The sequence below is a fragment of the Sphaerospermopsis sp. FACHB-1194 genome (genome assembly GCF_014696235.1).
GTDB classification, from domain to species: Bacteria; Cyanobacteriota; Cyanobacteriia; order Cyanobacteriales; family Nostocaceae; genus Sphaerospermopsis; species Sphaerospermopsis kisseleviana.
Map to the genome: position 1 here is coordinate 22,384 of NZ_JACJPU010000049.1, position 18,755 is coordinate 41,138.

General features: G+C 39.2%; 13 protein-coding genes and 1 pseudogene. 6 read left to right on the plus strand and 8 right to left on the minus strand.

Annotated features, from left to right (window positions below; translation table 11 throughout):
• Positions 1–44 precede the first annotated feature (44 nt).
• The 3 genes from H6F45_RS21845 to H6F45_RS21855 all read left to right on the plus strand — a co-directional run bounded on the left by H6F45_RS21845 (position 45) and on the right by H6F45_RS21855 (position 4,764).
• Positions 45–551 (plus strand): DUF1643 domain-containing protein, encoded by a 507-nt coding sequence (locus H6F45_RS21845; protein ID WP_187041262.1) that lies wholly within the window; start codon positions 45–47, stop codon positions 549–551.
• A 99-nt stretch (positions 552–650) separates the two neighbouring features.
• Positions 651–1,538 carry a nucleoside triphosphate pyrophosphohydrolase family protein gene (locus tag H6F45_RS21850; protein WP_187041263.1) on the plus strand — a complete coding sequence of 296 codons (888 nt, stop codon included), beginning with the start codon at positions 651–653 and terminating at the stop codon, positions 1,536–1,538.
• Between the two features lie 415 nt (positions 1,539–1,953).
• Positions 1,954–4,764 carry a cation-transporting P-type ATPase gene (locus tag H6F45_RS21855; RefSeq protein WP_190348369.1) on the plus strand — a complete coding sequence of 937 codons (2,811 nt, stop codon included), beginning with the start codon at positions 1,954–1,956 and terminating at the stop codon, positions 4,762–4,764.
• Between the two features lie 481 nt (positions 4,765–5,245).
• Here the strand turns inward: H6F45_RS21855 and hrmK are convergent.
• Positions 5,246–7,095: pseudogene (gene hrmK / locus H6F45_RS21860) on the minus strand (hybrid histidine kinase/response regulator HrmK).
• A gap of 185 nt (positions 7,096–7,280) precedes the next feature.
• On the opposite strand from hrmK, the gene H6F45_RS21865 reads away from it, so the two are divergent.
• Positions 7,281–8,147 (plus strand): branched-chain amino acid ABC transporter permease, encoded by an 867-nt coding sequence (locus H6F45_RS21865; protein WP_096565675.1) that lies wholly within the window; start codon positions 7,281–7,283, stop codon positions 8,145–8,147.
• A gap of 192 nt (positions 8,148–8,339) precedes the next feature.
• On the opposite strand, the gene psaX is transcribed toward H6F45_RS21865, so the two are convergent.
• The 5 genes from psaX to H6F45_RS21890 form a co-directional block, all read right to left on the minus strand.
• Complete coding sequence (psaX, locus tag H6F45_RS21870; protein ID WP_096565677.1) at positions 8,340–8,456, minus strand: photosystem I protein PsaX; 117 nt, start codon at positions 8,454–8,456, stop codon at positions 8,340–8,342.
• 550 nt (positions 8,457–9,006) lie between these two features.
• Positions 9,007–9,903 carry a lipoyl synthase gene (gene lipA, locus H6F45_RS21875; RefSeq protein ID WP_096565679.1) on the minus strand — a complete coding sequence of 299 codons (897 nt, stop codon included), beginning with the start codon at positions 9,901–9,903 and terminating at the stop codon, positions 9,007–9,009.
• A gap of 445 nt (positions 9,904–10,348) precedes the next feature.
• Positions 10,349–10,672, minus strand: a complete 324-nt coding sequence (gene grxD / locus H6F45_RS21880) for a Grx4 family monothiol glutaredoxin (protein ID WP_190348373.1) — start codon at positions 10,670–10,672, stop codon at positions 10,349–10,351.
• 233 nt (positions 10,673–10,905) lie between these two features.
• Positions 10,906–11,142: a BolA family transcriptional regulator gene (locus H6F45_RS21885; protein WP_137669034.1), complete on the minus strand. Its 237-nt coding sequence runs from the start codon at positions 11,140–11,142 to the stop codon at positions 10,906–10,908.
• Between the two features lie 137 nt (positions 11,143–11,279).
• On the minus strand, positions 11,280–11,828 hold the full coding sequence (locus tag H6F45_RS21890; protein WP_096565685.1) for a hypothetical protein: 549 nt from the start codon (positions 11,826–11,828) through the stop codon (positions 11,280–11,282).
• A gap of 170 nt (positions 11,829–11,998) precedes the next feature.
• Between H6F45_RS21890 and H6F45_RS21895 the strand changes: the two genes are divergently transcribed.
• Both H6F45_RS21895 and H6F45_RS21900 read left to right on the plus strand, forming a co-directional pair.
• A complete protein-coding gene (locus H6F45_RS21895) occupies positions 11,999–14,104 on the plus strand; it encodes a S8 family serine peptidase (RefSeq protein WP_190348374.1) in 2,106 nt (701 codons plus the stop codon).
• A 518-nt stretch (positions 14,105–14,622) separates the two neighbouring features.
• Complete coding sequence (locus H6F45_RS21900; RefSeq protein ID WP_096565689.1) at positions 14,623–15,555, plus strand: cobalamin-binding protein; 933 nt, start codon at positions 14,623–14,625, stop codon at positions 15,553–15,555.
• Between the two features lie 727 nt (positions 15,556–16,282).
• Here H6F45_RS21900 and H6F45_RS21905 read toward each other — a convergent pair.
• Positions 16,283–17,623: a CNNM domain-containing protein gene (locus tag H6F45_RS21905; RefSeq protein ID WP_190348370.1), complete on the minus strand. Its 1,341-nt coding sequence runs from the start codon at positions 17,621–17,623 to the stop codon at positions 16,283–16,285.
• 236 nt (positions 17,624–17,859) lie between these two features.
• Entirely contained in the window at positions 17,860–18,558 is a 699-nt protein-coding gene (locus H6F45_RS21910; protein ID WP_096565695.1) for a hypothetical protein, read from the minus strand.
• Positions 18,559–18,755 lie beyond the last annotated feature (197 nt).

Genomic DNA, 18,755 nt, shown 5'->3' on the forward strand with positions numbered 1-18,755 from the left:
ATATTCTACTATTTATAAATCAGGAGTAATTCAGGGTAACACACATGGAAATAAAAGGATATGCCGAGATTGATATTACTAAAAAGTATCGCTATTTATTAGGACGTAAATGGGATGAAACTTTGCCACAAGTTACCTTTATAATGCTTAACCCAAGTAAGGCTGATGAAAATGAAGGTGATCCCACACTGACTAGGTGTATTAACTTTACCCGGTCTTGGAAGAAATACGGTTCTCTTGAACTGGTTAATTTATTCGCTTATCGTGCTACAAAACCCTATGAACTTCGCCAAGTAGATGACCCTGTGGGACCGAAAAATAACTACTATATTGAATTAGCAACACAACGCGCTGACTTAATTATTTTAGCTTGGGGTAGTGGTGCAAATAAGCATACCAGAATTAAAAATCGTGATAAGGAAGTGCTAAGTCTAATTTCTCGTAAACAACCTATTTATTGTCTAGAGCTAACAAAGAAAGGATTTCCACATCATCCGAGAGGTCTTAGAAATAATCTAGAGCCAATTATTTTTCCCTATCAACAAAGCTAAATTTCAAATTTTCATGGTGACACTTTTTAAGTATTACTCAGATTTGTATTTTATCTCTATAAAAATCAACAACTATTTTGAAATAGGAGAAATTGCATCATGAATTTTTCTGAATATCAAACACAAGCATTGAATACAGATCAAATTCCTGCTGTTGAAGGTAGTGAATTAATCATACCGCTATTAGGGTTAGTTGGTGAAGTTGGTTCTTTGATGACAGAATATAAAAAACATTTACGCGATGGTGATGCACACAAATTATTTAAAGAAGGAATTGCAGAAGAATTGGGAGATATGCTTTGGTATATTTCCAATATAGCCAGTAAATTTAACCTAAATTTAGAAGAAATAGCAAACAATAATTTGAGAAAGTGTAATGACCGTTGGGGATGGAGAAATTCATCACCAATAGATGAGCCAAATACCATATACATTTTTGATAATGACTTCCCAGAAACTGAAAGATTGCCACGACAATTTGAAGTAGAAATTACAGAAGTCAGCAAAGATAATTCCGTGAAAATGAAAGCATTTATCAACCAGGAACAGATAGGAAATGATCTCACTGATAATTCTTATCAAAGTGATGGGTATCGCTTCCATGATGTTTTTCATTTTGCTTATGCTGCTATTTTAGGTTGGTCTGTAGTTACTCGTAGCATTCTAAAACGTAAGCGCAAAAGTAATCCTCTTATTGACGAAGTTGAAGACGGAGGTCGTGCAGTAGCTATTGAGGAAGGTATATCAGCACTTGTATTCAGCTATGCTAAAGATCACGGTTTTTTAGAAGGTGTTTCAACTTTAGATTATCAACTATTGAAGACTATTAAAAATATGACATCTCATTTAGAAGTTTCTCGTTGTTCATTGGGAGATTGGGAGAAGGCGATTTTCATGGGTTATGATGTTTGGAGACAAGTAGAGAAAAATCATGGGGGAAAGGTAGTTGTTGATCTTGATGCACGTTCGATTACTTATCAAATTTGAGTAAGCTAGACTCAAGCAATAAATCTATTTTCTTACCAGTGAAGCATCATAATTAATTGTCTGAATCAGGATGTCCAGGATGTTGTTTGAAATTATCGTGTTTTGATTTTCGATTGTCCATCTTTATCTGCGTTTATCTGCGTTCATCTGCGTTCAATTATTTTTGCTATTTTTAAACGAACCACAGAGACGCAGAGGACGCAGAGAAAAAATATCATTTATCTTTTTATTCATGCAATTAATTATTTTTAGAAGTCGGGGATCTTTGACCACAAACTAAAATCCTGTAAATCCTTTAATCCTGTACTTCGACTTCGCTCAGTAACCAGACATCCTGATTCAGATAATACCTTTGACAGATGAACAGGTATAAACTCAGCATCTAAGATATCAAAGCCGGATTGATACCAAAAGTATGAATTCCAACTTTCATATTTGGACGCTGACACCTACAGATGTCTACAAGACACTAACAACAACTCCTCAAGGTATCAGCGAGGCAGAAGCAAATTTAAGATTAAAACAATTTGGTTATAACGAACTTCCTGAACCCCAAACCCGCCCTTTAATACTCCGTTTCACTGACCAATTAACCCATTTTATGGCGTTGCTGTTGTGGGTAGCGGGAATATTAGCTTTTATTTCCCAAACACCGGAATTAGGTTGGGCAATTTGGGCAGTAATTTGGATTAATGCTATTTTTAGTTTTTGGCAGGAATATCAAGCGGAAAAAGCTTTATCAGCACTGAAAAAAATCTTACCTTCCCAAGCTAAAGTTTATCGTGATGGAAAATTATCTGTAATTGCTGCCCGTGAATTAGTTAGCGGCGATGTCATGCAGTTAGAAGAAGGTGATAAAATCTCCGCTGATGCCAGACTGATTGAAAGTCAATCTTTATATGTAGATGCTTCCGTACTTACAGGGGAATCTTTGCCTGTTCCCCGCATTAGCGAACCTGTCACCGCCGCAAATATCCATGCTTCGGAAGCGAGTAATTTAGTATTTGCAGGTTCTACGGTTGCTGCTGGTCGGGGACTGGCGGTAGTATATGCAACAGGGACACATACAGAATTTGGTCAAGTCGCCCATCTTACGGCAAATGTGAAGCGGGAAGCCAGCACTTTAGAGGTGCAGATTTCTAGGGTGGTTCACATCATTACTATCATTGCTTTGAGTATGGGGGTGGTGATATTTTTATTAACTAAGTTGCTGGTGGGAATGCAACTGAAAGAAAGTTTCATTTTTGCCATTGGTATTATTGTGGCGTTTGTTCCCGAAGGTTTACTACCTACTGTGAGTTTAGCTTTAGCCATTGGTGTCAGACGCATGGCTACTAAGAATGCTTTGGTGCGGCGTTTGTCTGCGGTGGAAACTCTGAGTGCAACGACTGTTATTTGCACTGATAAAACTGGGACTTTGACTAAAAATGAAATGACTGTCCGCCAATTGTGGATTCCTAATACTAATATTAATGTGACTGGGGTGGGTTATGAACCCAAGGGAGAAGTAGAAATTACCTCTGGTGAAAATCAGTCTCAGGTGCGGTTAATGTTGACTGGTGCGGCGCTTTGTTCTAATGCGCGGTTAAATCATCCCCCCAATTCCAATCAATGGCAAGCTGTGGGTGATCCTACGGAAGCGGCGTTATTGGTGGCGGCAATTAAGGCGGGGTTGAAGTTGGAGGAGTTGCAACAGCGATCGCCCAGGGTTCGGGAGATTCCTTTTGATTCTCACCGCCGCATGATGACGGTTTTATTATCAGGTAATTTAGGGTTAGATAATGTTGAAAATTGCGAGTATGTGATTTTTACCAAGGGTGCGCCTTTGGATGTGTTGCAGCATTCGCGGTATTTATGGCATTCGGGGGAAAAGCTGGAATTAACGGAAACTCAGCGCGAGGAAGTTGTGGCGGCTAATGATCAATTGGCTAGTCAAGGTTATCGTGTTTTAGGGGTGGCGACAAGGCAAGGTGGGGGGGAATTAAATCAGCTAGATAATAATTTGTTAGAACAGGATTTGACTTTTTTGGGGTTGGTGGCGATGATTGATCCACCACGTCCAGAAGTTGCGGATGCGATCGCCCTTTGTCATCGTGCCGGCATTCAAGTTACTATGATTACAGGTGATTATGGTTTAACAGCAGCAGCGATCGCCCAACGTATTGGTTTAGCTAACGGTAAACCCAGAATTATCACTGGTGAACAATTAGGACATCTTTCTGATACGCAATTACGGCAAATCATCCACAAGCACAAAACCGGGTTAGTATTTGCCAGAGTCATACCAGAACAGAAACTCAGGTTAGTTGAAGCCTATAAAACCCTTGGTCATGTCGTCGCTGTCACTGGTGATGGTGTCAACGATGCCCCGGCTTTACGCGCTGCGAATATCGGCATAGCAATGGGAATTAGTGGTACAGATGTTGCCCGTGAAGCTGCGGACATTGTGCTGATAGATGATAACTTTGCCACTATCGTCTCTGCCATTGAACAGGGTCGGGCGGTGTATCAAAATATCCGCAAGTTCATGACTTACATTCTCGCTTCCAACATGGCGGAGTTTTTACCTTTCCTAGCAATGGTGTTTCTGAAAATACCGCCAGCACTAGTAATTTTGCAGATATTAGCCATTGACTTAGGTACAGATATGTTACCCGCACTAGCATTAGGGGCAGAAAAACCGGAAACTGGTTCAATGGAGTTACCACCCCGGAAAAAATCCCAAGCACTGTTAGATTTACCTTTATTACTGCGTGCTTACTGCTTTTTAGGTCTGCTGGAAGGTTTAGCAGGTATGGCAGGATTTTTCTTTGTTTGGTGGACAAATGGTTATAATCTTCCCCAATTACAGGCACTTAGCCCTAGTATTTTATCTCACTCCGCAAATGCAGCAACAATGGCGATTTATCACCAAGCTACGACAATGACTTTAGCTGTAATTGTCGCTTGTCAAGATGGTAACGTTTTTGCCTGTCGTTCGGAACGGTTTTCTATTTTGCGTTTGGGCTTTTTTACTAACCGTTTAATTTGGGCAGGAATTGCGGTGGAATGGATATTGATTCTATCAATTATTTATTCTCCTACTTTGCAAAATGTCTTCTCGACTGCACCTTTAAAACCATCTTATTTGTTGATGTTATTGTTTTGTCCACCGTTAATTTTAATAGCTGATGAATTGCGAAAAATAATTATTAACAGAGTCAACCATCAAGCTGAAATCTCATAGTTATCAATTGATAATTGATAATTGTTTTATTCAAGGTTTCAAGTAAACATTCAGCCGTCATTCTCCGTCAGCAAGAAAGAAGAAAACCATCAGTGATCAATTGATAATTGATAATTGACAATGGAAAGTTACATCTTGCTCAAGGGTAGAGGATAGAAAGCAAGGAAAGGTTTTTAGTAAGTAGGGTTTGCTGAATAAACCTAAAACCTTGATATATCAAAGGTTAGAGGCTGATAAACACAGAAATTAGTGCAAGGGTTTTGAAGGGTATACCGGAAAAAGTGTGCATTTTTTGGGATTTCAAGAGATGGCAAAGAAATTTTCAAATCTCCTCCTGACTCCTGACTCCTGACTCCTGACTCCTATGCCCTCACGGAAAGACTTTCTCAGCAACCCCTAAGTATTCAGCCTCCTGCCTTCTGCCTTCGTTAATTTTCTTGCTCTTGAAAACTAGAGACTTTAAACCCAATTAACCTCATTATCAATTGTCAATTATCAATTGTCCATTGTTAAATCCTTGACAATATTTTGCTACCATACTACCTAAAACTTGTAAATCTATGGGTTTGGAAATATAATCATCAACACCAGCAGCTAAACAAGTTTCTTTATCTCCTTTCATAGCCATTGCTGTTTGGGCAATTATCGGAATATGCTGATATTGGGGATGTTTTCGCAGTTGTTCCACTAAACTCAAACCGTTGCTATCTGGTAAATTCACATCCATTAAAATTACTGCTGGTTGTATCTGTGGGAGAGTCATCCACATTTCCTGTGCATTCTTAACACAAGTCACTTGATAACTTAATATACTTAAATAAATTCGTATTAATTCAGAATTGGCAAAATCATCTTCTACTAATAAAATTTCTCTTGATGCACTGATGGGAATATGAGAAGAAAACTGAGAAGCAGAAGAATTACTCGTTACTTGACTTAATTCTAAATCTTTTTCTGCTTTGACTTCGATTGCTTCCAAAACTTTTCCTGTGGGTTTAAGTGGTAAGATAATAGTAAAAGCAGAACCTTTATTTACTTCCGATTCTAACTCTAAAGAACCACCATGAATTTGAGCCAGTTGTTGTGTCACTACCAACCCTAAACCAGTACCTTCGTTGTTTCTAGAACCGGGGTTCATAATTTGGCTATAAGGACGAAATAGTAAAGATTGATATTCTTTGGAAATACCAATTCCAGTATCCCAAACTGTAAATCTTAAAGATAAATCTTGTGTAGCTACCTTTAAACCTACACTACCTGAATTGGTAAATTTGACTGCATTAAATAATAAATTCAAGAGCATTTGCTTGAGTCGCAAAGGATCAGCTAATAAAGTTGTTACATCATCGTTAATTTCTAAACGTAATTTCAAACCTTTATTAGCAGCTTTTTCTTTCACTAAAGCTAAAACATTGCTACATAATGATGGTACATCAATTATTTCCCATTGTATTTCTAGCTCGTTGGCTTCTATTTTGGAAAGATCCAAAATATCGTTAATCAAGTCTAGTAAATGTTTACCACTCGATTGAATAATGTGTAAATATTCTTGATGGCGTTGTCTGTCTGGTTCGTAACCTTGTGCTAAAAGTAGATGAGTAAATCCAATTATAGAACTTAAAAGTGTGCGGATTTCGTGACTGGTATTGGCGAGAAATTGATTTTTAAGTTGATTGGTGCGTTCTAATCTTGATTATAATTAGCTAATTGTTTACATCTTTCTTGCCAAAATTGCATTTGCTTTAGTTGTGTTAAGGCTGTATGACAATGCTGAATTGTTCTTTTAATGAATTGCGATCGCAGGGGAGTTAAGGATGGTTTAATTGAAACACCATTCACGTTAGACTTTGATGTGGCAATAATTAGCCATGCCATCATACCGTTATCATCATCAACTAAACGCCAAGCACTGCCAGGTTTTTGTTTCTCCATTTGCTGCAAATCTTCCAGTCTGATGGTAGCGTTTAACCTCAAGTCCAGCTTTGTTCCAGGTTGGGATATTATTTCTATGATTGGTGTTCTCAGGGAGGAAGAACTAGAAACATAACAAATCTTACCCACTATTTCATCTGCTGGAAATTGAGCGATCGCCACCCAACGCCCATTTAAAGCTTTTTCCAGTTCGTTGACTACTGTTTGATAAATTTCTGCTTCTGTCCCTGTGGACTGCATCATATTAGCAGCCAGCAGACAATCATTTAAACGACTCTGCAAATGATTTAAGCTGTTTTGCAACCAAAAATTATCCCGCCGTTGCTGGATTGTGTGCAAAAGTTTTGATGTTCCATCGATCTGGGAGTTTTGTTCTGGTAAGTTTGAAGACTGCTGCATGGTTTACTAGACAGCCAAAGAAACTAACCTTGGCAGGAAATTATGAACTGGATTTTATGTATATTAACGTAGAAATATCTTTTAATTGTAAATTATAACTGATAGTATCTATTGTAACGCCTAATGCAACTGTTATTGAATCACATTACACATTTATTTTATTTTCTTCACAGAAACTTAAAACAATGGATACACAACTAGCTCAATTAATCATTAACGGCATTGCGGTGGGCAGTATTATTGCTCTAGGAGCAGTAGGACTAACGCTGACCTATGGAATTTTACGATTATCAAACTTTGCTCATGGTGATTTTCTTACCTTGGGAGCTTATTTGACTTTGGTAGCCAATGCCTTGGGTGTAAACATTTGGCTATCAATGATTTTAGCAGCATCGGGAACAGTCGCAGTAATGTTACTGACAGAAAAATTGCTGTGGTCAAAAATGCGGTCAGTTCGTGCTACTTCCACCACACTGATCATCATTTCTATCGGACTGGCCTTATTTCTCCGCAACGGCATTATTTTTATTTGGGGTGGTAAAAACCAAAACTATAATCTCCCTGTCATCCCTGCTTTAGAATTTGGGGAATTACGGATACCGCAAAATCAATTATTGGTACTAGGGTTAGCTGTGCTGGCGATTTTGTTTCTTCACTACATATTACAAAACACTAAAATCGGTAAAGCTATGCGAGCAGTAGCCGATGATTTAGACTTAGCTAGAGTATCTGGTATTAACGTTGATAGAGTAATTCTTTGGACTTGGATAATTGCAGGTACTTTTACTTCTTTAGGCGGTAGTATGTACGGTTTGATTACCGCTGTACGTCCGAATATGGGCTGGTTTCTGATTTTGCCCTTGTTTGCCTCTGTGATTTTGGGTGGTATTGGCAACCCCTACGGTGCGATCGCTGCTGCTTTTATCATTGGTATTGTTCAGGAAGTCAGCATCCCTTGGCTAGGTTCTCAGTATAAACAAGGTGTAGCTCTCTTAATCATGATTTTGGTGCTGCTCATCCGTCCCAAAGGTTTATTTAAAGGCACAATCTAATACCATTTTAGATTGTGGATTTTGGATTTTGGATTGTGAAAGTCTTGATATATCAACATTTCATCTTTTAATTGTTCAAATTCATCTTTCCAATTAGTATAAAAAATCAGCCTTCAGCCGTCAGTATTTAGCATCAACTTAATGGCAAGAAAGTTGATCGCTAAAAGCTGAAAGCTGAAAGCTGAAAGCTAATTATTCAATGATCTGAAAATAATAAGCTGCCACCAAGAAGTTGATCGCCAACAGTAGCAACGCCCAACTGGCACGGAAAACGTAAGAAGGTTTAGCAGCTTTTCCTTTGGAAGTCATAAATTTGGTTCTCCTGATTTAATCACTTTTCCACAAATAGCAAACATAAGCGCCAATTTTCCAGAAACTTTAAAAATATTTGTGTGGGGACTGGGGACTGGTGACTGGTGACTGGGGACTGGTGACTGGGGACTGGTGACTGGGGACTGGTGACTGGGGACTGGGGACTGGTGACTGGGGACTGGTGACTGGGGACTGGTGACTGGTGACTGGGGACTGGTGACTGGTGACTGGTGACTGGTGACTGCGGACTGGGGACTGGTGACTGGGGACTGCGGACTGGGGACTGGTGACTGGGGACTGGTGACTGGTGACTGGGGACTGGTGACTGCGGACTGGTGAGTGGTGACTGGGGACTGGTGACTGGGGACTGGGGACTGGTGAGTGGTGACTGGGGACTGGTGACTGGGGACTGGGGACTGGGGACTGGGGAAGAAAATTTTAGATTTTAGATTTTAGATTTTAGATTGGAGTGAACAAAATCCAAAATCCAAAATCCAAAATTGAATTACCAATTACCAATTACCAATTACCAATTACCAATTACCAATTACCAATCACCAGCATGATAAGAACTCCGCACCAGAGGACCAGAACGAACATGACTAAAGCCCATGTCCTGGGCTATTTTCCCCAGTTCATCAAATTCTGCTGGTGTCCAATATTTTTGTACTGGGAGATGTTCCAAAGAAGGGCGCATGTATTGACCGAGTGTGATGCGATCGCAACCCACAGCCCGCAGATCCGCCATTGTTTCAATTATTTCTTCCTTAGTTTCCCCATGTCCCAACATTAAACCGGACTTAGTGGGTATACTGGCATCAATTTCTTTCACTGTTGCTAACACTGCCAGAGAGCGATCGTATTTTGCACCTCGTCGCACCGGACCTGTTAACCTGCGAACCGTCTCCACATTATGATTATAACAAGCCGGTTGAGCATTCACAATCATAGCTATCCTGTGCTTTTGACCAGTTTCACCCACACCCGCACCACCCCAAAAATCTGGTGTGAGAACCTCAATTTGCGTTGCTGGGTTCATTTGGCGAATTGTTGCCATAGTCTTGACAAAATGACCTGCACCCCCATCAGCTAAATCATCACGGGCAACAGCAGTCAGTACCACATAGCTCAATCCTAACAAATGTACAGATTCTGCTACCTTTTGCGGTTCTTCCTCGTCTACGGGCATTGGTGCGTGACCTTTATCTACTTGACAAAAAGCACAAGACCTAGTGCAAGTCGGACCCATGAGTAAAAAAGTTGCCGTTTTTTGGGCGTAGCATTCCCCCCGGTTGGGACAGCGGCCTTCTTCACAAATAGTATGAATTTGACGCTGCTTAATAATACGTTGTACCGTCGAAATTTCACTGGCTTTACCAATAGAACGGCGTAACCAGCTAGGCATGGCAGCAATTTCTGATTTGAGTTCTTGTGCAGAATTCATATAATCCGTTGATGAACTTGAGAATATAAAAAATCACTGGGAAATACTGTAATATGATACCTATAAAAGTAAAGCTACCAATAGCTTACAAACCATTGTTTACAAGGCAAGCAGCAATTTGAAAATTTACTTCCGATTTCCTTACAGCTTTGGCAATTATACGGAAATATACTCTCCCCCAATTTACGCAAATCTTATATATATTATCTGTGAAGGGAAGACCTGGAAGACACGGAGGGAAAGTAGACAAGGAAGATTTAATACGCACAATGGTATTTTGACGGACTGTTCTGGTGACCAAGAGAATCTGATTTTGTACGGTTTTCCTCCCTTGTTCACTGTCCTTCCAAGTCATCCTTGTCTTGCCCTCACGACAATGTAAAATACCTACCCTTGTGAGATATCCCCATCTCCCCATCTATCTTCCCAGTCCACAGTCACCAATTTATGAAGCTAGTGCTACTTCTACTTTTTCCTGTAATTTACCTTGTTGATACATTTCATACAAAATATCAGAACCGCCTAAAAATTCACCATTAATGTAAATTTGGGGAATTGTTGGCCACTCAGAATATTCTTTAATGCCTTGACGGACTTCATAATCAGAAAGCACATCAAAAGTCTCAAAGGGAACGCCCAAAGCATTGAAAATCTGCACCGCATTGTTAGAAAAACCACATTGGGGCATTAATTTAGTTCCCTTCATGAAAACCATGATTTTATTGTTGTTGATCAAGTTATCAATTTTTTCTTTAACTTCCGGTGTCATTGTTGTTAGTTCCTTTTTGCGGAGATTCAAAATTCCAAGGTTCATTCAATTTTAGATTCATTTATTAGATTGATTTATTAGATTGATTTATTAGATTGATTTATAGATTTTGATTAGATTGCAATTTTTTCATTTTCATGTAATTTATTCAATCCAAAATCCAAAATCCAAAATCCAAAATCCAAAATCTAAAATCTAAAATCTAAAATCTAAAATCTAAAATCTAAAATTAGTCAAGCTTCGGGAGTAGATGTTTTCAAAGCCAAGGCATGAATCGCTTCAGTTGACATCGCTTGCTTCAACGCACCATAAACCATCTGGTGTTGTTGTACAAGTCCCTTACCTGCAAACTGTGATGAAACGACAGTCACCTGATAGTGATCCCCACCACCTGTTAAGTCTTGCACCTCAACTTGTGCATCTGGCAGTTCTGCCTTAATCATGTCCTCAACTTGCTGTGGAGTAATCATCCCAATTCCTGAAAAAAACTTACTTCTCTATTATTATCAGGGAATAGGTGACAGGTGACAGGTGACAGGTGACAGTTAAGAGGCAGGGGAGCAGGGGAAGTTGATAACACAATCAACTATCAACTATTAACTATCAACTATTTTCTGGGATAAGCGGTATCAACAAAACCTAATTCAAACAGTTGTTGATAAGCTTTTTTACCTAATTCCCGTGTGGGGTTTTGACTCTTAATAATTTGAATCAATAATGGTACTGCTAATTCTGGCTGATTTAAAGCTCGATGTACTAGTGCTAATTGATAGGTTGCTTCGTCGCGTTTTTGGGCAGTTTCCAGGGCTTTTTTGCGTTGAGAATCAGATACTCTGATGTCAATACCGGAGAAACTGGCATTTAAATCTTGGTAAAAATTAGATAGCTGATTATAAAGTTGGCGTGCTTCTTGGAGTTTTTTAGCAGCTAGGGTGTAGTTTTGACCGGAAACAGCTTGTTCTGCCTCTTTCATCAGGCGATCGCCACCTGCCATACTTAACAAGCTATTATTTTGGCTGTTGGGACGCAGGGTATTAGGTTCATTACCATCAATAGGTTGTGCTTGGTTATCGGGTAGCTGTATTAACTGAGCCTGTACAGGTGATAGCAGACTAAGAATTGCAATAAGTGATAAAGAAGTAGCAGTAAGGTTCATGGGGTCAAATACTGTAACAAGTCTATAAAAAATTTATGGAAACTTTGGGTATCTTAACTCGGTTTGTGCTTGAGATACAGCAAAATTAGATCACAACTTTCTCTGATGTAGACTGGACATCAGTTGAATAGAGTTCCTGTAACCCTGCATATTCAGTCAAGTATTCCATGATGAGCGATCGCTTTAATTCCTCTAATTCTCAAACTACAGGTGTACCCACAAGCAGCCAAGGAGTTGTTTTACAACGTGGTGGAGAAGAATTGATTTTAGAAAAAGTTTGGGAACGCTTTACCATCCGTCCGACAGCTAAACTTTCTCCTGAACAATTATCTCAGGTTTCTTGGGGCATTTGGCGGCGCACTATCCCCAGAGCCAAATTAGAAGTATTCACCGTTGAACCTAGCCGGTTAGACGCGGCCATGTCCCAAGCAAGGGCTGATGAAAAGGTAGCTTTTGCCAGTCATGTTTACAAGTTTAAAGATAATCCAGGTACTTATGTTTATTTAAGTGACCAAATCACAATTCAATTTGCGACTTGGGTGGACTCTGCCAAAATTAATACTATAGCTGCCACATATAGCTTAATGGAAAATCAATCAGTTCCAGGGCTACCTAATACATTTATTTTTCTTGTTAGCAAACAAGCCACAGAAAATCCCATTAAAATTACCAACCAATTGCAAGCACTTCCAGAAGTTTTAGCTGCCGAACCAAATATTTTTATTCAACAAGAACCACATTATAAACCTAGTGATTCTCTCTATTCTCAGCAATGGTATCTTAACCATAATAGCGGTAATCAGTTAGGAATAGGTTCTCATATTTCTGTAGAACAAGCTTGGGATATTACTCGCGGTGTGCGTTCTGTGGTGGTTGCAGTTGTGGATGATTCTTTTGATTTAAATCATCCAGATTTTCAAGGTTTGGGTAAAGTTATTGCTCCTAGAGATTTGAAAGAAAATGATTTTTTACCTTTACCTGGAGAACAAGAAACCAGTCACGGTACTGCTTGTGCAGGAATAGCTGTAGCCGAAGAAAATGGTCAAGGAATTGTTGGTGTTGCTCCTGGTTGTGCTTTAATGCCAATTCGCACCACGGGATATTTAGATGATGAATCTATTGAAGATATATTTAATTGGGCAATTAATCACGGTGCTAGTGTAATTTCTTGTAGTTGGGGAGCTTCTGCTGTTTATTTTCCTTTATCTTTGCGTCAAAAGGCGGCTATTACCCGCGCTGCTACTCAAGGAAGAAATGGTAAAGGATGTGTAATTGTTTTTGCCGCTGGTAATGCTAATCGTCCCATTGATGGCACTATCAATGAGCAAAATTGGCCAAAGAATATTTTACAAGGTAAAACAGCTTGGTTAAGTGGTTTTGCAGTTCATCCAGATGTAATTGCGGTTTCTGCGTCTACGAGTTTAAATAAAAAAGCAGCTTATAGTAATTGGGGTGAAAATATTTCTGTTTGCGCTCCTAGTAATAATGCTCCTCCAGGAATGTGGTTTCAAGAAACTGGTTTTGTTTACACACAACCAACCATAAATACTTCTCTTCTTGGTTTGGGAATGTTTACTACAGATCAACTCGGAGCAGCTGGTTATAATCCTGGAAATTTTACTAATAATTTTGGTGGTACTTCTAGTGCAACTCCTGTAGTCGCTGGAATAGCAGCTTTAATTTTATCAGTTAATCCTGATTTAACGGCTCAACAAGTTAACCGTATTTTACAAGAAACCACTGATAAAATTGTTGATCCAGAACCTGACCCACAATTAGGTTTGCGGGGTGGAACTTATGATAGTAATGGTCATTGTATTTGGTTTGGTTATGGTAAAGTTAATGCTGCTAAATCTGTACGTGTAGCGCAACAGTTGAGTAAAGTGACATCAAGTGTTAACAAACAACTACAAGGTGAGAATAAAAATATAGTGGCAATTCCTGATAATGATAAAAGGGGAATTAGGAGTATAATTACTGTGAATGAAAATGTCACTGTTGCAGATATTCAAGTAACGGTGAATATTACTCATGAATTTTTAGGAGATTTAGAAATTTATTTAATTTCTCCTAATAATCAACAAGTGTTGTTACAAAGTCGGACATTGGGAAAACAAACTCAGTTAGAAAGGACTTATAGTGTGCGATCGCATCCTGTCCTTAAACAATTACTTTCCATCTCTGCTAGGGGCAATTGGCAATTACAAGTTATTGATAATTCACCTCCAGATGTGGGTCAATTGAATATTTGGGAATTAATCATAGGATATGCGTAATAATGCAACCCAAAAATCAATTTCTCATCCATATAAACCCAATAAAAAATATTCGGTTTTAACCGACTTTAGCTATCCCGGATTTCTCACTAGAGGAAAAAATAATTGATGAAAAGCCAGAGCAAAACTTTGTAGGGGCGAAGCATTCGGGTGATACCTATCGCTGAAACTAGTTCATATTCTGTCCGAATGCTATACGCCCTTAAGATTAATGAATCGGTGTTCTAGATAAGAACAAGCAAAATTTACTCAAACTTTATATACCTGTATATACCTGTGCGCCTTTTCATCGCCTTTCCTGATTGTCGCAAATGGGCGCTAAATAAAAATGCTAACATCCTCAAGATAGATATCTTATTTCTGGAAGTATGCAAAAATAAAAGTAGCAACAAGTGTAAAAAAAATTGAAACCGTTTTTTATTCTTGACTACTGACTGCTGTAAGGGTTTAGCAGTGCTAAACCCCTACTCCTGTAACTCCTGTACTCCTGTAACTCCTATCCCCAGGAGGTAATACTTATGATAGATACAGATATAAAAATTGTTTCTTTAATTCCTAGTGCGACGGAAATTGCTGCTACTCTGGGTTTGCAAAATGCTATAGTTGGGCGATCGCATGAATGTGATTATCCCCCAGAAATTTCCCATCTTCCAGTTTGCACACAAGCACGGTTAAATGGTAAAGCTCCTAGCAATAGCATTCATGATCAAGTCAACAAAATAGTACAATCTGCTTTGAGTATTTACAACATCAAATTAGATGTTTTAGAGAAATTGCAACCTACCCATATTCTTACTCAAGCTCAATGTGATGTCTCAGCAGTCAGTTTACCAGAAGTAGAGAAAGCTGTCACCCAACTTACCCACAGTTCACCACAGATTATCTCTTTACAGCCTAACACACTGCGGGATGTGTGGGGTGACATTGAGAGAATAGGTCAAACCTTTGGAGTAGATTCAGTAAAAATACTTGAAAATTTAGAAGCCAGAGTTAAAATTTGTAACCGAAAAGTTCAAGGACTGTCTGTAGCAGAAATGCCTACAGTTGCTTGTATCGAGTGGACTGATCCGGTGATGACGGCTGCAAATTGGATACCTGAGTTAGTTAATTTGGCAGGTGGACAAACCTTGTTTAGTGTTACGGGTAAACCTTCTGCTCTCATCAACTGGGAAACCTTGGTTGCTACTAACCCCGATGTAATTATTTTTATGCCCCGCGGCTTTAATTTACAACGGACTCAACAAGAAGCGAAATTATTAACTCAGCGTCCAGAGTGGGAAAAACTGCACGCTGTTAAAACTGGCAGAGTTTTCATCACTGATGGTAATGCTTATTTTAACCGACCTGGACCGCGTTTAGTTGATTCTGTGGAAATATTGGCAGAAATATTGCACCCAGAAATATTTGATTATGGTTATCAAGGTACTGGGTGGCAAACTTTACACAACTAAGAAGAGTATTTAAAAGAGCAAATAGGGGTTGCTGAGAAAGTCTTTCCGTGAGGGCATAGGAGTCAGGAGTCAGGAGTCAGGAGTCAGGAGGAGATTTGAAAATTTCTTTGCCATCTCTTGAAATCCCAAAAAATGCACACTTTTTCCGGTATACCCTTCAAAACCCTTGCACTTTTTTTCTGTTTATCAGCCTCTAACCTTTGATATATCAAGGTTTTAGGTTTATTCAGCAAACCCCAAATAATCATGAAACTCTGACTACAAAAGGGTTTTACTATCGACTCCCGACTCCTGTACGGGCGTAGGGGCGAAGCATTCGGAAAATAGGCTGTTCATAAAATTGATAATTGCTCCCCTGAATGCTTCGCCCTTACAGGAAAATAGGCTGTTCATAAAATTGATAATTGTTCCCCTGAATGCTTCGCCCTTACAGGAAAATAGGCTGTTCATAAAATTGATAATTGTTCCCCTGAATGCTTCGCCCTTACAGGAAAATAGGCTGTTCATAAAATTGATAATTGTTCCCCCGAATGCTTCGCCCTTACAGGAAAATAGGCTGTTCATAAAATTGATAAGCTGTTACACAGCTAAATTGTATAATCCTAATATTCTGAATATTCTGAACTCTTATTTAACAGGCAAGATGCCTGTTCCACTTATACAAATTAAATACACAACAGCTTAATTGCTCCCCCGAATGCTTCGCCCCTAAGACTCCTGACTCCTGCTATAATATTCTAATTTCGATTTGGTGCAAGCGTGGTCCGCTAACTGAGACTATAGTAAATTCTAGATTCTCATAGTTGAATATTTCCCCTTTGGCGGGTATTCTTTGCAACTGATAAAGTACAAAACCTCCCAAAGTTTGATATTCTCTTGCTAAGGGTAAATTAATATGTAAAACTTCATTTAGTTCTTCTAGATTTATCTGTGCTTGCACTAAAAATGTTTGTTTTTCTGACATTTGCACCAGCAAATCATCAGTAACTGTTGGTTCACCTGCATTACCAATAATTTCAGCAATTACATCTTGAATTGTCACTATTCCCACGGTAGCGCCAAATTCATCAACCACGATCACCATCGCCGGTTTTTCTTGCTGCATCATGGGCAATAATTCGCTCAGAAGTGTCTGTTCTGGGACAAACCGGGGGGGACGAATCCAAGGGTAAATTTGTGTTTCTAAGGTCATTTTCCCCTGGGATAACGGTGTTGCTAAATCTTGAAAATAAACAATACCGCGAATGTCGTCTAAAGATTCACCAATGATGGGATAGAGAGAATGTCCAGTAGATGTCATTTCTTGTAATAATGTTTGAAAAGTAGCATCTTCTGGTAAAGTAATAATGCTTGTCCGGGGAATCATTACATCTTGGGCGGTAATTTCTCCAAACTCAAAAACATTATTTAACAGTTCTCTTTCTGCTAATTCTAAACCTGTTGATTCCCGTTCTGTTGATATAATTAATTGTAATTCTTCAGGTGTAACTGGAGGTCTCCAACTTTGACCTGTGTATTCAATGCCAAATAATTTTAACAGGTAACGGGTTGATTGGTTGAGAATCCAAATTACCGGACTGAAAAATCGGACTATAGCTTTCACAGAAGGACCTAAAAACCTGGCCAGTTGTTCGGAATACAACATAGCCACTGATTTAGGAAATAATTCCCCTAAAACTATTTGTAAATAGGCAAGTAAGAAAAAGGTAATGGGAATTGATAGAGAATGAGCCAGAAAATTACTCAAATTCCCCGGTAAAGGCCAGGACTGTAACCATGCGTTTACTATGACGACAATGCTACTTTCTCCAATCCAACCTAATGCCAAACTAGAAAGGGTAATACCTAATTGGGCAGTAGATAACAACCTGTCAATACTACGTTGTAACATTTCTACAGCGATCGCAGGTATATCACCAGCTTGAACTAGCTGATGGATACGAGTTCGCCGCACTGTCACCATTGAAAATTCTGCGGTAACGAAAAAGGCATTAATTGCTATCAGCAGTAGCACTGACAACAATTTAAACCCTATATCTGTCCAAATTAACTGAGAAAAAGCACTCACCTCTCAAGGTTATGTTAAAGAATTTTGGATTTTAGATTTTAGATTTTGGATTTTAGATTTTAGATTTTAGATTTTAGATTTTAGATTGACCCCATATTGGGCAAAGTTTAAACATACCTACAGTCAGGGGTTTGTTATTCAATTGGAAATTTTGAATATTGGGTTCAAAATCCAAAGGCGAAAATCTAAAAGTCCGTCAACATTATTGTCATACTAAAACGCTAATAATAGCATTTTTATTTTTCCACAGGAATATCGGATACCTGTAATTTCAGTTTTTGGGCGGGATAATCTGTTAACGCCAGTGATACACTGCTCACATCATCTAGTAAAGCTGTAGGAATGCTGATTGTACCTGTAAAGGTTGGACCTTTACCTGGTAATTCGGCGGGCAATCCCTCTGTAATGGCGCTCAAAGTTCTGCCTTTATCATCAGTAACATCTAAAAAACTATACAAGAATCTAACAGTATCATTAGCTTGATTCTGCATTTTGACTCTTAGTATTAAATCACCACCAGAATAACGAACCGATTGTACAGACATTGTTACGCCTTCGCTCTCAGCCACAACTGGAAATCCTGGTTCTAGTTTTTCTTCTGCTACTTCTTCGCGCTTTTGGGCAGCCTCAGATTTTTTGGCTGTGATTTCTTCTTCTTCCTCTCGTTTTTGTGCCTTATTATCAGTTTTATTATCTTGCATTCGCGCTTTTACAGCTTTGATAATATCTTCCTCTTTTAATAAATTTACTCTGTCCGATTCGGCGTTATTATTCCTATTGCTGGCAAATTTGCTAGTGGGGCGACCATCTGGTGACGAAACACCTTTGAGAGCAGAACTTCCCATCGAAAAACCCAAAAATGCGCTCACAGAACCTGCTCCCAGCATTAGGGTTAACAAAATCAACGTCAGAACTACAGTGGAATTTATTTTCATCGCTGACAAGCTATTACAGAAAAAAACATAGTCTATATATTAGTCAAGAAAAGCAGGGACTGGGGACTGGGGACTGGGGACTGGGGACTGGGGACTGGGGACTGGGGACTGGGGACTGGGGACTGGGGACTGGGGACTGGTGACTGGGGACTGGGGACTGGTGACTGGGGACTGGGGACTGGGGACTGGGGACTGGG